Here is a 19,461-nt window from a genome sequence, read left to right as displayed (position 1 = left end):
TATTTTGAATCATTGTCTTTAAGGTAGAGTGATTCTAGTTTAAAATTTTATCGTGAAAATTATTTTATTGTCATTTCTAGACTATAAAAAAGCGGCTTTTCAGCCGCAAAATGTATAAAATTAAAATCAGACCTTGTAAAATCTTAAAACATTGCATCTTCAGAGTTTGCAGAAATCTTGTGAATCGATAAATCTGCACCACGAAACTCTTCTTCTTGTGTTAAACGAATCCCCATCGTGGCTTTAAGCATACCATATACGGCAAATCCACCTGCTAAAGCCAGTAAAATGGCAAGTAGCGTACCTATCAGCTGAGACATCAAAGATATTCCGCCAATTCCTCCCAACCACTGCTGACCAAATAGACCCACAGCAATACCACCAAATGCACCACAAACCCCATGTAAAGGCCAAACTCCGAGTACATCATCAATCTTGAGTTTATTTTGTGTATAGGTAAACAGTTTAACAAACAGAAAACCTGCACAGATACCAATAAATAAAGCGCCAATTGGGTGAACCACATCAGAACCTGCACAGATTGCCACTAAACCTGCTAAGGGACCATTATGTAAAAAACCAGGGTCTTCTTTTCCAAAGAAATTTGCTGAAAGTGTGCCGCCTACCATTGCCATGAGTGAGTTCATGGCAACTAAACCTGAGATTGCATCTAAGCGTTGAGCACTCATGACATTAAAGCCAAACCAGCCCACAATTAAGATCCAAGAACCGAGTGCTAAGAAAGGAATAGAAGAGGGTGGATGTGCACTGACACGACCATCCTTTTTATAGCGGCCATTACGCGCACCGAGTAGTAATACTGCTGCAAGCGCAATCCAGCCGCCCATCGCATGGACCACAACAGAGCCAGCAAAATCATGGAAGCTTGCACCAAACGTATCTGCTAACCACTTTTGTAGGCCGAGATTTCCATTCCATGCGATCCCTTCAAAAAAAGGATAAACCAGCGCTACAATAAACAGGGTTGCAATGGCTTGAGAACGCATTTTGGCACGTTCTGCAATGCCACCAGAAACAATGGCGGGAATTGCTGCAGCAAAGGTCAAAAGGAAAAAACAACGCATCAAATTGTAGCCATGCTCAGTTGAAAGCGTAGCACCTGTATGAAAAAAATGTTGGCCATAGGCAATGTAATAACCGACAAAGAAGTAGGCGATTGCTGAGATTGAAAAATCAGTAATGATTTTACTGAGTGCATTGACTTGATTTTTATGGCGAACTGTTCCCAGCTCTAAAAAAGCAAAGCCTGCATGCATAGCGAGTACAAGCACTGCGCCAAGCAAGAGAAAGAGTAGATCAACGTTTTGCATATACGATTCTTTTTGGTGCTATTTGTCACAAATTGGTTCAAGTATAACCAACGATTTGAATCCGTGAAGTGTTTGGCTGTATGAAAAAATAGATCAACAATTTCAAAATATTATTAAGACTCGATATAAAGCAAAAGTATGCACTAAATTGGAATTTGTGCACTAACTTGATGCAATAAGATATTCTGACTTATTTTTAAGATACTGATAATTATTGATTTTTATTTATTGTATTTCATCTTAAACCTAGGCTGTCAAATTTTAATCTAAAAATAAACCGATAAAATGATTGAGTTAAAATTAAAAAATAACTTAATGATCAATTTTTGGAAACACTCAGACTGCAAGCTTGATTTTTGTATTCGAAACGGTTTCTTTGAAATTTTTGACCGTTCCATTTATACACAGCAAAGCATTTACTTGAGTCATTGATGGCAATATCTGGCCAACCATGCTTTCCTAAAGTTGATAGAAACTCAGGCGTCCCATGACTGTTAAATATTCTCACCCATTGTTTATTGGTCTGTTGGGTAACAATATAAAATCCAATTCCTGTGTTTGCATAGCAGCCGACACCACCATCGACTACAACAGCATCAGGACGACCATCTTTATTGAGGTCACCATAATAGGAGATATTGCCAAGGCTACAGCGGCTTTCCCAGCCAAGATTGGTTTTTTGAAACTTTGCGCTTTTAAAAATTTGTGTTGCCGTTTCATCAGGGACTTGCGGAGCCGCAGCATAATTAAGCGAGGCCAAAAATAGTGATAGAACACCACTGCTGAATATTATTATATTTTTCATCATCATATCGGTTTTTTGTGATTGAATTAACATTATTTTAAAAATATGTATTTTTATCAAGCTTTTGTTGTCATGCTATTGTATTCATCTTCTGGTTTAATCAGCAGCTTAGGGAGATTTAACTTATATCATTATAAATTTCAAATGCTTGGTGTATTGCTGTGTGTTTTAATGAGTTGTAAATAAATGTTTAATATAAAATCAATTTGCGATTAAACGATCAATGAAGTGTATAAAAATGATGGTGTCTAAAACATATTGCAATTTTTTAGTGTATTTGATGGCGTTCTTTGGTTTCTGTCTTTTTACTGAAGTAGTGAGTGCGCAGTCCAACCAATATAAAATCTATAAATCTAAACTGTTACAGTGTGGAGAAGCAACTTTTCAAGTTATTTCACAATGTGATGATTCTAATGAAAGTGCAGAGTCAGGTAGTGCAGGTCCTTTTCGAGCATCATGTTTAACTAGTCAATTAGCGGTAAACTGGAAAGGTCAGCAAAAGATACTGAATTTTCCCATGGCAACAACACAGCAGAAGGAAATATTAGCAAGCAAAGGCTATGTTTTAAAACCTGAGATCAAAGTAGGGGATTGGTCGCCACAGAGTTTAGCTTGTGGTCAAGCGGCTGGTATTTCGGGGCATTTTGTGGTGATTAATCAGGCAACCACCAACGATATTAATCAAGAGTATCACGGCAAAGGTTCATTGAGTGATGAACCCGTTTTACTGAATTTAAACGGGACTTTTACCAGTGAAACACTTAAAGCAAAAATCTATGCTTTATTAAAGCAAGACCAAGTGAAGATTTCTAAAGTGATTGGGGCAAATGCGATTTTTGCGGATGAAAAATAGATTTAACAGAGATAAATCCGTTTAATTTTGCCATCTGTTAAGAAGAAAGCAGATGCAGCACAGGTTTCCTCGAGGACATTGACTGAAACACCATCACCTTTAAACTTTAAATAATGTTTAGGGTCAATCTGTTCGTTAGCAAGAATATCGCCATTTTCACCAAAGCGATATTCTTCATCGACATAGATATTTGTTTTAGGTGCGACTTCGAACTTAGCAAAAATATCTAAATCATCACCTTCTTCATTATTTTGATAGTAATAAACTTTATCGCTGTCCGAAATACGGAATTCAAACAGATATTTCATGCCTTTTTTATTGGGATTTTTTAAAACTTGGAAGGCATCTCGTTTTCCATCTCCATCAAAATCGATGAGTAATGGCTTTTTGAGATATGCCGTATCGACTGAATAACCTTGAGGGAGTGGTGTTGGATTATTGACGAGGTAGTCTGGCTCTGGATGAGCAGCAATCTCAATAGGTTCTGCTTTGGTATGTGCTTGTTGTGGTGTTTCTTGTTTGGTTGGCTTGCTTTCAGTTGATGTGTTGGGTTTCTCATGACAGCCAATGAGAAAAATAAGGGTGATGCATAATAAAATTTTGTTTTTCATAGAGTTTGAATCATTCAATGATTTTGAATGTTGAAGATTCTATCTTAAAAATTGATTTTTTGATGCTGAATGTCCTAAATTGGAGATATAGTCGTGTGTTTTATATATGCCAGTTTGCTGTCTTATATTGATTCATCATCACAATGGGGAATATTTTGAACACATCAAATTCTGATCAAGCTTTGTTTGTCGTGATTACAGGGGGTACACGTGGAATTGGTTTTGCTTTAGCAGAAGCTTTTTTAAAGTTAGGTTGGTCTGTGATGATTTCGGCACGAAATGCAGTGCAGTTAAATCAAGTTGTTGCAGATTTTGCGCAACGCTATGCACCAAATAGAATTTATGGGGTGACCTGTGATGTGGCTCAATATGAAGATTTACAAAATTTATGGGAAGAAACAGTTTTAAGGTTTGGTCAGGTCGATGTTTGGATTAACAATGCCGGTACCTGTAACGCAGCAAGGGCATTTACCGAAATTGCTAGCTCAGATTTGGAAAGTGTAATCAAAACCAATGTACTTGGAACAATGTTGGGCTCTCAAGTGGCTTTAAAAGGAATGATGCAGCAAGGTTTTGGGCAAATTTTTAATATGGAAGGTTGGGGCAGTCGTGGTGAGTGGAGTGCGGGGATGACGCCTTATGCAACCAGTAAACGAGCAGTTGCTTATCTGAATCATGCTTTAAATAAAGAAACCAAGAATAGTGATATTTTGATTGGGACACTCAGCCCCGGAATGGTGGCAACGGATTTATTGATTTCTTCTTGGCAACAAGGTGAAGTTAAAAATTGGCATAAAATGAAATGGTTATTTATGTTTGTGATTGACCCACCTGAGCAAGTGTGTGGTTATTTGGCGCAACGCATCAGTAAGAATAAGAAGAGCAATGCGCGTATTGTCTGGATGACACCATGGCGTTTGTTACTTCGTTTTTTCCAACCTTATTATTGGAAAAGAAATCCTGTAGAGGGGACGGCTTTAGATCAGCTTAAGGAATAGTAATTTGGATTTAAATTTGGAGTTTGATTAGAAAAATAACAATGAAAAAGCTTAATTCAATATGACGCATTTATAAAATACAGAGTAGTGCGTGTATCTGTTATAGGAAAAAATAAAGGACTTGAACTTGGATAAGTATATTTCTTATAATCTAATAAGATTTGGTAGAAAATCTTAATAAAAATTTTACCAACATCACATCATGCTCTTCAGTTCAACAGCCTTTCATATAACCAGTAACTAGAGCATTTATAAATAGAGCATTCAGTGCTGAAAATATTTGAATAATTAAGGGGCTCTTATGTTTATTAAATACGGTTTAACAATAATTAGTCTATGCGCTACAACAATACTTTGGGCAGGATCAGATTGGGATTATCAAAACCCTAAAGATTGGGCAAGTGCAAATCAACAATACCAAGCGTGTGCAGGAATAAATCAATCTCCAATTGATATTCGAGATACGGTGACTGCGAATTTACCACCATTGGAATTTAATTATCACACTACAGCAAAGTCTGTGCAAAATATTGGTCATACGATGCAGATTGAGTTTAATCAAGGAGCAAGTTTAGTTTTAGATGGACAGACATTTTTACTGGAACAATTTCATGTACATAGTCCAAGTGAAAACAATATTAATGGCCAAAGCTATCCCATGGAATTACATTTAGTGCATGCTTCAGATAAAGGTGAATTGGCAGTTGTCGCATTAATGTTTCAACATGGATTGGAGAATGAAAAACTAAAACATATCTGGAATTCTTTGCCAAAAAAAGTGGGTGAAAGTAATCAGCTATATTCAAAAAATAAAGCAGACAGCTATTTACCCAATAACTTAGAGTATTACCGTTTTAATGGGTCTTTAACAACACCGCCGTGTTCAGAAGGAGTCCGATGGGTGGTGTTTAAGGAAATTCAGCAGGCGTCGAATGAGCAAATTGAGTCGTTTATGGAGTTAATGGGACATCCAAATAATCGCCCGATACAACCGATTGGCGCGCGGTTGATTTTGGAGTAATTCAGGGTAAAAAGTAGATCTTTTGATCTACTTTTTTAATTTTTTTTGTGGGGTTTTCTTAGAAAAAGTCTTTTATTTTCTGAGCATTAACGTTATTCGTTATTGGAATGATGATGTGTTAAATTAGACTGAGGCGGTGTTGGATGGTTTGCGGAATATCTATATTGAATTGAAAGACACCTCTCCCTAACCCTCTCCTGAAAGGAGAGGGAACCTCTTTGTGTATCAAATAACTATTAAACTCTCAAAGAGTGAGCTTCCATATTTTTGGGGGAAGATTGAGGTGGTGGAATTTATGCAAATATTTTAGTTACTTCTCTTTAACCCTCTCCTGAAAAGAGAGGAAACCTCTTTGTGTATCGAATAACTATTCAATTCTCAAAGAGTGTTTCTTCCACATTTTGGGGGGAAGATTGATGTGGTGGAATTTATGCAAATATTTTTAGTTACTTCTCTTTAACCCGCTGCTGAAAGGAGAGGGAGCTTCATTGTGTATCGAATAATTATTAAACTCTCAAAGAGTGTCTCTGCCACATTTTTGGGAAGATTGAGGTTGTGGAATGTTATGCACACATTTTTAGTCATTTCTCTTTAATTCTCTGTTGAAAGGAGAGAAACCTATTGTGTATCAAATAACGATAAAATTAGTAATGGAAGTCCCCTTTCCCCGTGGGAGAGGGCTAGGGTGAGGGTAATTCTTGAAAAATTAGAGTGTATCAATTCGCTTTATTTTGCTAACTGATCTTTAAGTTAAATGGATATGAAATTGTTGAATGCTGGTCAAAAAAACATCATCAATCGAATATTTCTAAATCACCTTTCATTATGAGCAAAATAAACTCTTCAAAACTATTACAAACCTTATTATGCGTATTACAGATTTCATAAATGCCGAATTCATTGCCATGTTCATCTAGTTTTACTGCATATGCAGTCATCCAGAGTAAGAATTCTGAAAAGACAAAACAATTTGCATGAGGAAAGTCTTCAGTCCCTTTTAAATCTTTTACAGGTCTAAATTCAGCTAAAGAAAAGAAAGAATAGCCCTCATCACCAAAATTGGCTTCACCTGTACCATTGAAGAAAATAAAATATTCTTTAAAAATTTGTGGAAGTTTAACTCCGTATTTTTGTTCAAATTTTAATGTTTCTAACAATGTAGTGGGTTGATTGATACATAAGTTTTGATTGATGAAGTGTTGTTTTAATTTTTGAATAACCATAATTATTTTACTCAAAAAAGAAGGAAGCTTAATTAAGCTTCCTTCTTTAGAGGCAAAATTGCAAGCTTCGCTTAAAGCGCTGCAATCTGCTCCATATTGGCTTTAATCTTGGCTAACTGATCCACAAACTCAGCAAGTTTAACCTTTTCACCTTCAACAACCGCAGCAGGTGCTTTAGCCACAAAGCCTTCATTTGCAAGTTTAGAGGCGATTTGGTCATGCTGTTTTTGAACTTTGTCTAAGTCTTTTTGCAAGCGAGCAAGTTCAGCTTTTGGATCAATCAAGCCTTTCATTGGTACAAATACGGACACATGACCCACAACAGAAGATGAAGACAACGGTGGTTGTTCAGCATCGGTTAAGAAGGTAATGCTTTCAACTTTAGCCAAAGCTTTAAACAATGGTTCAATACGTGCAATTTGTGCTTTTTCAGCATCAGTCGCGTTTTGAAGCAATACAGGTAATAAACGTGCATTACCTAAGCCCATTTCGCCACGAATATTACGTACAGCGCCAATTAAGCCTTGTAGCCCAAGCATATCTGCTTCAGCCTGTTCATTGATACGTTCAGGGTTAGGAACAGGGTATGGCGCAAGCATGATGGTTTCACCACCAATACCAATCATTGGTGCAAGGGTCTGCCAAATTTCTTCAGTTAAGAATGGCATGATTGGATGTGCAAGACGTAAAGACGCTTCCATTACAGAAAGAAGGACACGACGAACTTCTGCTTTACGCTCAGCCGATACGTTTTCATCATTCAGTACTGGTTTGGTCAGTTCAACATACCAGTCACAGTATTCATTCCAGATGAACTCATAAATCGCTTGAGCAGCCAAATCTAAACGGTAGGTTGCAAACGCTTGTTGAACGGCAGCTTCCGCTTTTTGTAAACGGCTGACAATCCATTGTTCAGGAAGTTCCCAAAGATCTTGACGGATTTCCTGACCAATTGGCTGTTGTTCACAGTTCATCATCACGAAACGGGTTGCGTTCCAGATTTTGTTGGCAAAGTTACGATAGCCTTCAACACGTTTCATGTCGAACTTAATGTCACGGCCTGTATTGGCAAGTGCACAGAAAGTAAAACGAACCGCATCTGTACCGTAAGCTTGAATACCTTCAGGGAATTCTTTACGTGTAGATTTCTCAATTTTGGGTGCATCTTTAGGATTCATTAAACCAGTGGTACGTTTTTGTACTAAGGTTTCAAGATCTACACCATCAATTAAATCTAATGGGTCAAGTACGTTGCCTTTAGATTTAGACATTTTTTGACCTTCACCGTCACGAACCAAACCATGTACATACACGGTTTTAAATGGAACTTGCGGTGTGCCATCTTCATTTTTCATGAAGTGCATAGTCATCATGATCATTCGGGCAACCCAGAAGAAAATGATGTCAAAACCTGTTACCAATACATCCGTTGGGTGGAATGTATTTAAGAAATAGTTTTCTTTATCTTTTACTTCATCACCGGTCCAACCCAGTGTAGAGAATGTCCAAAGACCTGAAGAGAACCATGTATCCAGTACATCTTCATCTTGGTTTAATTCAACATCAGCAGCGATATTGTTTTTCGCACGAACTTCTTCTTCAGAACGACCAACATAGATATTGCCTTCAGCATCGTACCAAGCAGGGATACGGTGACCCCACCACAATTGACGAGAAATACACCAGTCTTGAATGTTGTTCATCCAAGCCATATACATATTGCTGTATTGTTCAGGCACAAATTTGATATCGCCGTCTTTTACTGCTTTGATTGCAGGCTCTGCAAGAGGCGCAATTTTAACATACCATTGGTCGGTCAATAATGGTTCAATGATCACACCTGAACGGTCACCACGTGGTGGTTTCAGCGTATACGGTTGAATTTGGTCTAACCAACCTTCAGCTTCAGCTTGTGCAACCAATTTTTTACGTGCAGCAAAGCGCTCTAAACCAATATAGTCAGCTGGTGCTGGGATGGTTTTAGAAATCGCTTCGCCAGCTTTTGCGATAAACTCAAAATCAGCTAAAACTTCGGCATTTTTGTTGAAAATGTTGATGATTGCGAGTTCACAACGTTTGCCCACTTCATAGTCATTGAAGTCATGTGCAGGGGTGATTTTTACACAGCCTGTACCAAATTCTTTATCGACATATTCATCTTTAACAATCGCAACTGCACGACCCGTAATAGGTAGGATAATATTTTTACCAACAAGGTGTGCATAACGTTCGTCATCTGGAGCAACTGCAACAGCAGTATCCCCCAGTAATGTTTCTGGACGTGTGGTTGCAACCACTAAATAATCATGACCGTCTTGAGTACGTAGTGACTTATCTTCAAAGAAGTATTTGAAGTGCCACAATGAACCTTGTTCTTCTTTATCTGATTCAACTTCTAAGTCAGAAAGTGCAGTTTGTAGTTTAGGGTCCCAGTTTACCAAGCGTTTGCCACGGTAAATCAAACCTTGTTCATGCAGTTTTACAAATACTTCTTTAACCGCATTTGAAAGGCCATCATCCATGGTGAAACGTTCACGTGACCAATCTACAGATGAGCCAAGGCGACGAATTTGACGGGTAATTGTGCCGCCAGATTGTTCTTTCCATTCCCAAATTTTGTCGATGAACTTTTCACGCCCTAAGTCATGACGACTAATGTCTTGAGCTGCCAATTGACGCTCAACCACCATTTGCGTTGCAATACCTGCATGGTCAGTACCTGGTTGCCATAAGGTATTTTTACCAGACATACGGTTGTAACGCGTCAAGGCATCCATGATGGCATTGTTAAAACCATGACCCATGTGCAAGCTACCCGTGACGTTCGGTGGCGGAATCATGATACAGAATGAATCGCCTTTACGAGACGGTTGGAAATAACCTTTCTCTTCCCAAGTCTTGTACCATTTTTTCTCGATCTCGGTAGGATCGTAGGTTGTAGCAATATTTTGCGCTGAATCAGTCATAGTAAAAACAGATCAAAAGTAAGTAAAAAATTGCATTCATTGTAGCAAATATTCATTAGGAATGTTGATTCCTGTTATGGCATATTTACCTTGAATTAAATGCAGCAATCAAAACATGAAAATACAAGATGCATTTGTTGTTGTTATTAATCTTAAATATGACAAATGTTGGATATTGTGGAGTTTTAACTGAGTCATATTTACAAATGCGTGTTTTAGATATTTGATTTATTGAGAGTATTTGTGATTGATATTCAACAAATAGCAGCAGTTAAAGACAATGCAAGATATTTCAAGTTTTGCTAAGATCAAAATTGAATAGGACAAAACAACAAAAGGACAGATAACAATGCAGTATAAAATCGATTTATTGATTAAACAGCAGACGTACCAAGAGTTAAAAAGCATTACCCAAAGTTTAAATCATGGCGAAAAAAGTGATCTGGCAAAACAATTAGGTAATGTCTTTACGGAAATGTCATGCCAAGTGCTAGATCAAGTCTTTGGTGCTTTGCTTGAAGAGCAGCGGAATAATTCTGCACTAGATGCGAATGGTCAGAAGAAACTCAAAGAAGCAGAGCAAATTTTTACGCAGATTGAAGGGGCTTTTAAAAAATATATGCCGTGGTCGATTTCGTTGTTTAGTAATGATCGTTTAAAACCTGTGGCAAATCATATTCTTAAAAAGTTTGAAGATTCCGATGCAAGCCAAGTGGTGATGTACTACCAATTAGACAGTCATCTAGGTAAAGAAGCGACCAGTAATATTCAAAAGGTCATTCAAGGGGATACCAGTGCTTTGCCTGTGACACTAAAAAATTTGGTTAAAATTATTGACCTCGGTGTCTCAGAGTTTATTCGGGATCCTAAGACTTTGTTAAAATTTAACTTTGTGGTCGATAAAACCTTAAATGGTGTGATCAATATGATCACCAGTACAGGCTATAAGCGCTTAGAAAAAGTTGGTGATGAATACAATCCTCGCAATGTCGAAAAGGCGCAACATTATGCAGCGCACTTTAAAAAGTTTTTAGTTGAGGCTTAATCTCTAAAAAGGGAGGTTTGATTGATTTGGTGCGTCACGTGGTCTAATATTTATTCACCATATTCAAGAGCATAATAAAATGGAAAGCTTAGAAGGAAAGGTGGTTTGGATTACAGGCGCATCTTCAGGGATTGGTAAAGCCTTGGCTGCTGAATGTGCTTTACAAGGTGCACAAGTGGTTTTAAGCGCAAGACGTTTAGAAGAACTTGAAAAAGTTCGTATAAGTCTGCTTAACCCAGATCATCATATTTCCGTGGCAATGGATATTACTGATGAAGCGCAAGTACGCCATGCCTATGAACAAGTCTTAGATGAAAAAGGGCGTATTGATTGGTTGATCAACAATGCGGGCTTAAGCCAAAGAGCATTGATTGCAGATACCAGTATGCAAACTGAACGTGCAATTATGGAAATTGATTACTTTTCTCAAGTGTTTTTGACCAAATTGGTTTTACCAACCTTTTTAGCTCAAAAATCTGGGCGAATTGCGTATATTTCTAGTGTTGCAGGCTTATTGGGGACGCAATATCGTGCATCTTACTCTGCAGCAAAAGCAGCGATTCATATGTGGGCAAATAGTTTACGCGCAGAAGTGGCACAAGATGGTGTTAATGTTTCTGTAATTTTCCCTGGTTTTGTGAAAACCAACGTATCTTTCAATGCTTTAAATGGTGCTGGGAAAGCACAAGCGCATCAGGATGAAGCCATTGAAAATGGTTTAGAAGCCGATGATTTTGCGCAGAAAACGGTTTCTGCTTTATTAAAAGGTCAAGAATATATTGTTGTGGGTGGGCGTAAAGAAAAATTGGGTGTGTTGGTTTCTCGCCTATCACCATCGACACTTTATAAAATGATTCGCAAGATGAAAGTAAAGTGATTAAAAATTAACAACTTTTGTATGTATTGATAAGGCGTTTATATATTGTATAAGCGCTTTTTCTTAATATATTCCGTCTCTATCGATAAGCACAAAAAACCATGTTAAACCTCATGAAAATAATATTTAAAATCATCAGTCTACAATTTATATTGATCAGTGCAGTTTATGCAAATATTTGTGATGATACTCAAGTTGTTGCGCAAATATTAAAGCAGGCAAAAATTGTAAAGGTTGAACAAGCTTTAATCGACTGTAAACTCGATCCGGTCGATAATTCAAATATGATCATGGCTTATGCGCAATGGATTGCTGTAAAAGGAAATGCAGAAGAAGGGGATTATGCTTTAAATTTATTTAAGTTTAATCCAAAAAATTTAAAGCTCGTTTATCACTATGTTGTTGCAGAACCTATGGTTTCGGATGCAATTAGCTTAAACTCAATCCAACTCGATACTGCAAATTATAAAGTCACTGATTCAAATCGAGCTTTGGGTCTAAGATTAAATTACTCAGGTCACTCACAACTCTTTCCTTTTTCTATGCAAGTGTTAAATTTATATGACTTAAAAAATAAAAAGCAAATCTTAGATAGTCTGATAGTTGAACGTTATCGGGCAGAAACGGATATGCAGTGTAATGCAGATATTGAAGAACGCGCTTCAACCTTAGTGATGCAGTCAACCCAAACCAAGAAATATACGGATATTTTGGTCAATAGCAAAATTAAACGCTACCAAATGCAAGTGATAAACGAGGATTGCCAAGAAGTTAATCATCAATTATCGCAACAACGGTTTGTCTTAAAATTTGATGGGAAAAAATATCAATTTGCTAAAAGTTTTAAAGATGAATATCAGTACTGATAGGCAATATAAGCAGTTGGATAGTAATGCTGAATATTAAACATTCATCTTCTGGTTAGCGAGCTAAAAGTTAGTCGTGAGCTAAAAGATGAATGCTTTTAAAATAACAGGGTATTTAATGGCTATAAATGAAATATTTAATGTGTTTTATTGAAGTAGTTTAATAACAATTCAGCATTTTTGCCCCTTAATTGCCATGACATACAGCGTACTCCACCGCCCATATGGCACACTTGTGCAGAGTAAATTGGAATGACAGTTCGTTTGGTTAGACGACGAATTTGCTGTAATGCCAGTGCATCTTGTTTAATACCAAATTGCGGAAAATAAATACGCTCAGGCGTAACCAGCATATTGGTATATAAACCACAAGCTGAACCAAATTTCTCATCATAAATTTCACTACAATCATAAGGTGTGGTGATTTCATGAATTTTGATATCTGGAATACCGCGTTTTAAATCAATTTTTAACTGTTTGGCGTAGTCGGGGTCTTCAGGATAGGTGTTAATCACTAACGTATTCTGATCTATAAAGCTTACCACGCCATCCGCATGTTCTAAACCACCTTGTTCATCCGCTTCAATAAATGCAATATGTTTAGCACCTGTCAAACGGATCAGTTGTGCTCTAGCTTGGGTTTCGGTTAAATGATTGTCAGCTAAGAACTTGGTGCTTAACACAACATTACCATAACCATCTTCAACCCAATTACCACCATCATTGAGCAGTTGGGTCTGGGTAAATTTTAAACCAGCCTTTTGGCTATAGGCTTTAAAGTCTGCTTGAACATCATCAGAAATGGCTTGAGCTTTTTTTGCTCCACCTTGGCCTGCTGCGGTATACCGAAAAAGAACAGGTTGATTGGGATTGGCACTGCTAAAATCACGCATCCAAATATCTTGCATAGGCGCGATGGTGACATGCTGTTTACCCAGTACTTTGACATAATCAGGGTAAAGTTGTTGATCGGTTAAGATCACCACATTGTCACCATTTTGGATAATTTTCTTTGCATAATCGACATGAAAATCAAAGATATCATCGATTTTTTCTGCATAGTATTTATCCTGACTTTGTGGTGAAGCCAATACAATCAATTCTGCATTTATTGTGAATGGAAGCATAGACAGTAATCCGATACTTATTTTAAGTGCTAAAGCTTTCATGATATCTAACCTGTTCATGAAGTTAAGATTCTTTCATTTTTGTTATGATCAAGGTATTTCATGATTTTTACATCACCAGAATACAAAATCAAACCGTCCAACAAAGATTGTGTATTCTAATGAAAAAATCATGATGATTATTTAAAAAGAGGAGGGAGATTAAGTTGCTGTTCCATAGGCGAAGACTTCAACCATTCCACCTTGCATACCGAGTTCTGTGGTACTTAAACGTAAGCCCATAATATGCGTAGCTCCAATATTTTCAGCTTCCTGTTTTAATCTAACAATCGCCTCTCGACGTGCGCGATCGACGACACTCTCATAGGTGGTTAAACGACCACCAAAGAAGTTCTGAATTTGCGCAATAATATATTTAAAATAATCATGCGAAATCACCACATTACTACTGATAAGTTGCCCTTGCTTTTCAGAGACTTGGAACTTATTGGTATCAATCCGAATATGGGCAAGCCGTTGTTCATTGTCTGTCAATTCTTTTAAATGCTTTTGTTCGATAAAACGTCCAAAACCCCAGCCAATAAAAAACAGAACCAGTGTGAGCCCAATTTTAAAAATTAAACCATCCATCTTTTTCGCCTATTTTGAAAATGGGTCAGGAAGTTGAGTTGTGGTCGGTTCAACAATGACCGCAGTACCATAGACAAAAAGTTCTGATGCACCTTGCGCAATATTAGAGGTGGAAAAACGGATTCCAACAATTGCATTGGCACCTAAACCATGTGCTTTTTCAATCATACGATTCATGGCTTCTTGGCGCGATTCTTCTAATAACTCGGTATAGCCTTTGAGTTCACCACCGACAATATTTTTTAGACCAGCCATAAAGTCACGTCCAACATGTTTACTACGGACGGTACTTCCATAAACGACATCAAGCTGTTGCTTTATGACATGTGCTGGAACAGTTTCTAAATTACTGAGTTTCATTTTAAATATTCATTGATGATGTCTTGCTTCAAACATAGGAAATTATCCATCAAAAAGCAATAAAAAAAGCCCACCGAAGTGAGCTTTGATCATCAAACTGAGATTAACTGACTTTTTTATCTTTTGAATGATATTTCAATTCAGATGAAGAGGCCGGTTGTGCAATTTGATCCGCAGTGTTGGCTTTTAGACCACCACCAAGGGTTTTATAAACCTCTACCTGATTGTTTAAGTTCGCTTGCTCTAATAGCAATAAACCTTGTTCAGCAGAGTAAGAAGTACGTTGAGCATCTAAAACAGTTAAGTAACTATCAATACCAGCACGGAAGCGGGCATTTGAAAGTTTATAGGTTGTATTGGTTGCATCAACTAAACGTTTTTGAGCAGAAAGACGATCACCAATATTTTGGCGAGTCGCTAATGCATCATTGACTTCACGGAAAGCAGATTGAATTGATTTTTCATAGTCAGATAACGCAATTTGTTGATCTGTTTCTGAAATCTTAATGTTCGCTTTACGTGTGCCCCAATCCCATAACGGAATATCAAGACTAGGACCTAAAGACCAAACGAAAGCACCTGATTTAAATAAATCACTTAAATCAGTAGATGCATAACCTGCAGTACCCGTCAAACTGATGGTTGGGAATAAGCGCGCTTTCGCAGCACCGATATTCGCACCAGCAGCAGAAAGTTGGTATTCAGCCGCTTTGACGTCTGGACGGTTGTTCAGCAAGTCACTTGGTAAACCTGATGCGAACGCAGCATTTGAAGTAATACGCGTTACACGTTGTGTTGGCAATAAGTTGTCTGGAACTGATTGTCCAACAAGTAGATTTAGCAAGTTCTGAGCTTGTGCAATTTGAGTCTTATAATTGGCAACATCATTACGTGCAGTTTCAACAGAAATCTGAGCCTGACGAACAGGCACTTCACTGTCAATACCGACATCAAAACGTTTTTTGTTGAGGTTATAAGAGTCAAGCTGCGCTTTTAATGTTTGATCAGCGAGCTTAAGTTGTGCACTGGCAAAAGAGTAATTTAGCCAAGCTTGTGCAACTTGACTAATTAAGCTGATTTGCGTTGCATCACGCGCACTTGCAGTCGATAAATAAGTATCAAGCGCATTGTCTTTTAAACTTTTTACTCGACCCCAGAAGTCTAACTCATAAGCAGTTACACCAAGCCCAACATTATAACGTGTTTGAGCACCTACACCTTGATCCTGACGTAATAGACCACCACTTGCACCAATCGTTGGTAGCTGATTGTTTTCAGTGATTTGATAGGCTTGTTGAGCACGTTGAATGTTCAATGTTGCTGTACGTAAATCACGGTTATTGGCTAAAGCAAGATCAAGTACTTGAAGTAAGCGTTGATCTGCAAAAAACTCTTTATAACCTTGTTCAGCAATAGATGTACCACCGTTATTTTGAATATAACCAGTTGGTATGTTCGCCTGAGCTACGGGTTCTGGGCCACGCATGCTTTGACACGCTGTCAAAGCAAGCGCAAGTGCAGATACCGCAATGCTACGACCTGAAATAGACCATACTTTTTGCATCACGATTTATGCTCCTGAATATTTTGATTTTTAGGTTTGTACTTAAAGATACTACGAATCCATACGAAGAACACAGGAATAAAGAAGATACCTAAAAGTGTTGAGCTAATTACACCACCCAATACACCATAACCGACTGAGTGTTGGCTACCAGCACCAGCACCGCTTGATAAAGCAAGTGGCAATACACCGAAACCGAACGCTAAGGTTGTCATGATAATTGGACGTAAACGCATTTTTGCAGCATGCAATGTCGCTTCAAACAATTCTTCGCCTTGTTCTTGCAACTCTTTTGCAAACTCTACAATCAAAATCGCATTTTTTGCAGACAAACCGATGACTGCAACGATCGCGACTTGGAAGTAGATGTTAAATGATAAGTTAGGATCACCTTTGATGACCATGCCCAACCAAGTTAAGGTAAATGCACCAATAACACCTAATGGTACGACCAGCAATACTGAAACTGGAATTGACCAACTTTCATATAAAGCTGAAAGGCAAAGGAACACGATAAGCAATGAAAGAATTAAAAGCGGAACAGTTTGACTGCCAGATTCACGTTCTTCTAAAGACAGACCCGTCCATTCATAGTCGAAACCTGTTAAGCCCATAGATGGTAACTTACCAATAATTTCTTCCATAGCAAGCATCGCATCTCCCGAACTTACGCCCGGTGCTGGTGTACCTTGAATGTTTGCAGAAGCTACACCGTTATAACGCTCGAGACGAGGTGAACCATAAGTCCATTGGCCTGTTGCAAATGCAGAGAATGGAACCATAGTGCCGCTATTGTTACGTACATACCATTTGTTTAAGTCTTCAGGCATCATGCGAGCGCTTGATTCGCCTTGAACATAAACTTTTTTCACACGACCACGGTCAACGAAGTCATTGATATAAGAACCACCCCAAGCCATGCTCATGGTCGAATTAATATCTGCAATACTAACCCCCATTGCACCAGCTTGCGCTTGGTCAACATTGATTTGATATTGAGGGGTATCTTCTTGTCCATTTGGACGAACACCAGCAAGACGTTTGTCTTGAGAAGCCATACCTAAAACAGCATTACGCGCAGCAACCAATTTCTCATGGCCTTGACCACTAGCATCTTTTAATTGGATGTCAAAACCTGATGAAACACCTAATTCTGGCATTGCTGGTAATTGCAATGGCATGATGTAAGATGCATCTTTGACAATCATATTCAGTGCCATACCACGTTGGATAATGGCGCCAATTTGTGATTCAGGTGTGGTACGTTCACTCCAGTCTTTCAACTTCATAAATGCTAAACCAGCATTTTGCCCAACCCCAGTAAACGAGAAACCAGAAACTGTAAATATAGTATCTACGTTTGCTTTTTCCTTGTTTAAGAAGTAATCGGTCATGGTCGTGATGACTTTATCTGTCCGTTCAAGGCTGGCACTTGGTGGTAACTGAACCAATGTCATAACCATCCCTTGGTCTTCTTCTGGTAGGAAAGAAGAGGGGAGCATTTTATACAGTCCGACTAAGGCAACAATTACCGCAACGTAGATCACACCAGAGAAGATCTTATGATGGGTCATACGATTGACACCACCTTGGTATTTCTCAGCTACTTTATCAAAGCTACGGTTAAACCAACGGAAGAAACGCGCAAAAATGTTATTGCTTGGTTCTTGATTTGGATCATGCTGTTTTAACAATGTTGCACAAAGCGCAGGAGTAAAAGTTAAAGCAACGATTAATGATAAAACCATTGCAGTAACGAGCGTGATCGAGAACTGACGGTAAATTACCCCTGTAGTACCACCGAAGAATGCCATTGGCACAAATACGGCAGTCAATACGCTGGTAATACCTACCAAAGCACCTGAAATTTGTTTCATCGACTTTTCAGTGGCTTCAACTGGACCCGTATGCTCTTCTTGCATCACCCGTTCCACGTTCTCAACCACAACGATGGCATCATCGACCAATAGACCAATTGCCAGTACCATGGCGAACATGGTTAAGGTATTGATTGAGAAGCCGAAAATATTAATAACTGCAAATGTCCCCAGTACAACCACAGGAACTGCCATTGTTGGGATAATCGTTGCGCGCCAGTTCTGTAAGAACAAGAACATCACAAAGAATACAAGAACGATTGCTTCAATTAACGTGTGTACCACACTTTCAATTGAAAGTTTGATAAATGGTGTGGTGTCATAAGCAAGCTTATCTTTCAGACCATCTGGGTAGTTTTTACGGAGTTCACTGAGGCGTTTTTCTACAGCAGCGGCTGTATCAAGTGCATTTGCACCTGTTGCCAATTTAATCGCTACACCGCCAGCAGGCTTACCATTAAATTTAGAATCAAATTGGTAGTTATCTGAGCCGAGTTCTACACGTGCAACATCACTTAAACGAACCTGAGCACCCGAAGCGGTATTTTTCAGGAAAATATTTTTAAACTGTTCAGGTGTCGTCAACATGCTTTGTGCATTGACAGTCGCATTGAGGACTTGACCTTGTACCGCTGGAGCACCACCCAATTGACCTACAGCCACTTGTGAGTTTTGCGCACGAATGGCAGCAGCAATGTCACTTGGTGTAACTTGCAAACTGGTCATTTTAGCTGGGTCTAGCCAGATACGCATTGCATATTGACCACCAAAGACTTGAATTTCACCTACGCCTGCAACACGACTGAGTGGTTCAGAAATATTTGAGTTTACATAGTCTTTAATGTCAGCGCCAGAAAGGCTGCCATCTGGTGAATAAAATGCAAGTACTTGCATAAAACTCGCGCCAGATTTGGTCACTTTTATCCCTTGACGTTGTACATCTTCAGGTAACAGTGCAGTCGCTGATTGTAATTTGTTCTGTACTTGAACCTGTGCAATGTCTGGATCAATACCTTGTTCAAAATTCAGGTTGATTGATGCTTGACCATTACCCGCACTATTTGATGAGATATAACGTAAACCATCTAGACCATTCATTTGTTGTTCAATGATCTGAGTTACCGTGTTCTCAACAGTTTGTGCAGAAGCGCCAGGATAAGTTGCAGAAATTGTCACCACAGGCGGAGCAATTGTTGGATACTGAGCAACAGGCATTTTTGTCAGCGTCAGAATACCCGCCAACATAATTACCAGTGCAATCACCCACGCAAAAATGGGGCGATGAATAAAAAATTGAGCCATATTCG

16 protein-coding genes are annotated in these 19,461 nt (G+C 38.5%); 6 read left to right on the top strand and 10 right to left on the bottom strand.

Annotated features, from left to right (window positions below):
- Window positions 1-143: 143 nt before the first annotated feature.
- Together L3V46_RS17000 and L3V46_RS16995 are read right to left on the bottom strand one after the other, a co-directional pair.
- Window positions 144-1,331 carry an ammonium transporter gene (locus tag L3V46_RS17000; protein WP_239046338.1) on the bottom strand — a complete coding sequence of 396 codons (1,188 nt, stop codon included), beginning with the start codon at window positions 1,329-1,331 and terminating at the stop codon, window positions 144-146.
- Between the two features lie 319 nt (window positions 1,332-1,650).
- The gene (locus tag L3V46_RS16995; RefSeq protein WP_239046337.1) at window positions 1,651-2,196 is read right to left on the bottom strand and encodes a hypothetical protein; all 546 of its coding nucleotides are present in this window, start codon (window positions 2,194-2,196) and stop codon (window positions 1,651-1,653) included.
- Between the two features lie 220 nt (window positions 2,197-2,416).
- Here L3V46_RS16995 and L3V46_RS16990 point away from each other — a divergent pair, with 220 nt between their 5' ends.
- Window positions 2,417-2,989, top strand: a complete 573-nt coding sequence (locus tag L3V46_RS16990; protein WP_239046789.1) for a hypothetical protein — start codon at window positions 2,417-2,419, stop codon at window positions 2,987-2,989.
- A gap of 2 nt (window positions 2,990-2,991) precedes the next feature.
- Here the strand turns inward: L3V46_RS16990 and L3V46_RS16985 are convergent, their stop codons facing one another.
- Window positions 2,992-3,600, bottom strand: a complete 609-nt coding sequence (locus L3V46_RS16985; RefSeq protein ID WP_239046336.1) for a hypothetical protein — start codon at window positions 3,598-3,600, stop codon at window positions 2,992-2,994.
- 143 nt (window positions 3,601-3,743) lie between these two features.
- Between L3V46_RS16985 and L3V46_RS16980 the strand changes: the two genes are divergently transcribed.
- On the top strand, window positions 3,744-4,598 hold the full coding sequence (locus L3V46_RS16980) for an SDR family oxidoreductase (RefSeq protein WP_239046335.1): 855 nt from the start codon (window positions 3,744-3,746) through the stop codon (window positions 4,596-4,598).
- A gap of 301 nt (window positions 4,599-4,899) precedes the next feature.
- A complete protein-coding gene (locus L3V46_RS16975; RefSeq protein ID WP_239046334.1) occupies window positions 4,900-5,619 on the top strand; it encodes a carbonic anhydrase family protein in 720 nt (239 codons plus the stop codon).
- Between the two features lie 794 nt (window positions 5,620-6,413).
- Here L3V46_RS16975 and L3V46_RS16970 read toward each other — a convergent pair.
- Complete coding sequence (locus L3V46_RS16970) at window positions 6,414-6,842, bottom strand: SMI1/KNR4 family protein (protein ID WP_239046333.1); 429 nt, start codon at window positions 6,840-6,842, stop codon at window positions 6,414-6,416.
- Window positions 6,843-6,913: 71 nt separating this feature from the next.
- A complete protein-coding gene (locus tag L3V46_RS16965; RefSeq protein WP_239046332.1) occupies window positions 6,914-9,808 on the bottom strand; it encodes a valine--tRNA ligase in 2,895 nt (964 codons plus the stop codon).
- A gap of 349 nt (window positions 9,809-10,157) precedes the next feature.
- On the opposite strand from L3V46_RS16965, the gene L3V46_RS16960 reads away from it, so the two are divergent.
- From L3V46_RS16960 to L3V46_RS16950, 3 genes are all read left to right on the top strand, one after another.
- A complete protein-coding gene (locus L3V46_RS16960) occupies window positions 10,158-10,853 on the top strand; it encodes a hypothetical protein (RefSeq protein WP_239046331.1) in 696 nt (231 codons plus the stop codon).
- Window positions 10,854-10,932: 79 nt separating this feature from the next.
- Window positions 10,933-11,730 carry an SDR family NAD(P)-dependent oxidoreductase gene (locus tag L3V46_RS16955; RefSeq protein WP_151801273.1) on the top strand — a complete coding sequence of 266 codons (798 nt, stop codon included), beginning with the start codon at window positions 10,933-10,935 and terminating at the stop codon, window positions 11,728-11,730.
- A 101-nt stretch (window positions 11,731-11,831) separates the two neighbouring features.
- Complete coding sequence (locus L3V46_RS16950; RefSeq protein WP_343212658.1) at window positions 11,832-12,596, top strand: hypothetical protein; 765 nt, start codon at window positions 11,832-11,834, stop codon at window positions 12,594-12,596.
- A gap of 137 nt (window positions 12,597-12,733) precedes the next feature.
- Here the strand turns inward: L3V46_RS16950 and L3V46_RS16945 are convergent, their stop codons facing one another.
- The 5 genes from L3V46_RS16945 to adeJ form a co-directional block, all read right to left on the bottom strand.
- Entirely contained in the window at window positions 12,734-13,765 is a 1,032-nt protein-coding gene (locus tag L3V46_RS16945) for an agmatine deiminase family protein (RefSeq protein ID WP_239046329.1), read from the bottom strand.
- A gap of 159 nt (window positions 13,766-13,924) precedes the next feature.
- Window positions 13,925-14,353 (bottom strand): heavy metal-binding domain-containing protein, encoded by a 429-nt coding sequence (locus L3V46_RS16940; RefSeq protein WP_239046328.1) that lies wholly within the window; start codon window positions 14,351-14,353, stop codon window positions 13,925-13,927.
- Between the two features lie 9 nt (window positions 14,354-14,362).
- Complete coding sequence (locus L3V46_RS16935) at window positions 14,363-14,713, bottom strand: YbjQ family protein (protein ID WP_004819546.1); 351 nt, start codon at window positions 14,711-14,713, stop codon at window positions 14,363-14,365.
- A 103-nt stretch (window positions 14,714-14,816) separates the two neighbouring features.
- On the bottom strand, window positions 14,817-16,277 hold the full coding sequence (gene adeK / locus L3V46_RS16930) for a multidrug efflux RND transporter AdeIJK outer membrane channel subunit AdeK (RefSeq protein WP_004722574.1): 1,461 nt from the start codon (window positions 16,275-16,277) through the stop codon (window positions 14,817-14,819).
- Entirely contained in the window at window positions 16,277-19,456 is a 3,180-nt protein-coding gene (adeJ, locus tag L3V46_RS16925) for a multidrug efflux RND transporter permease subunit AdeJ (protein WP_034615665.1), read from the bottom strand. Before adeJ ends, adeK begins: the two co-directional genes overlap by 1 nt.
- Window positions 19,457-19,461 lie beyond the last annotated feature (5 nt).

The sequence above is a fragment of the Acinetobacter sp. AG3 genome, assembly GCF_022343575.1.
In the GTDB taxonomy this organism is placed as follows: domain Bacteria; phylum Pseudomonadota; class Gammaproteobacteria; order Pseudomonadales; family Moraxellaceae; genus Acinetobacter; species Acinetobacter guillouiae.
Note: the sequence above shows the minus strand (reverse complement) of the source record. Positions and strands in the feature narration are given on the sequence as shown.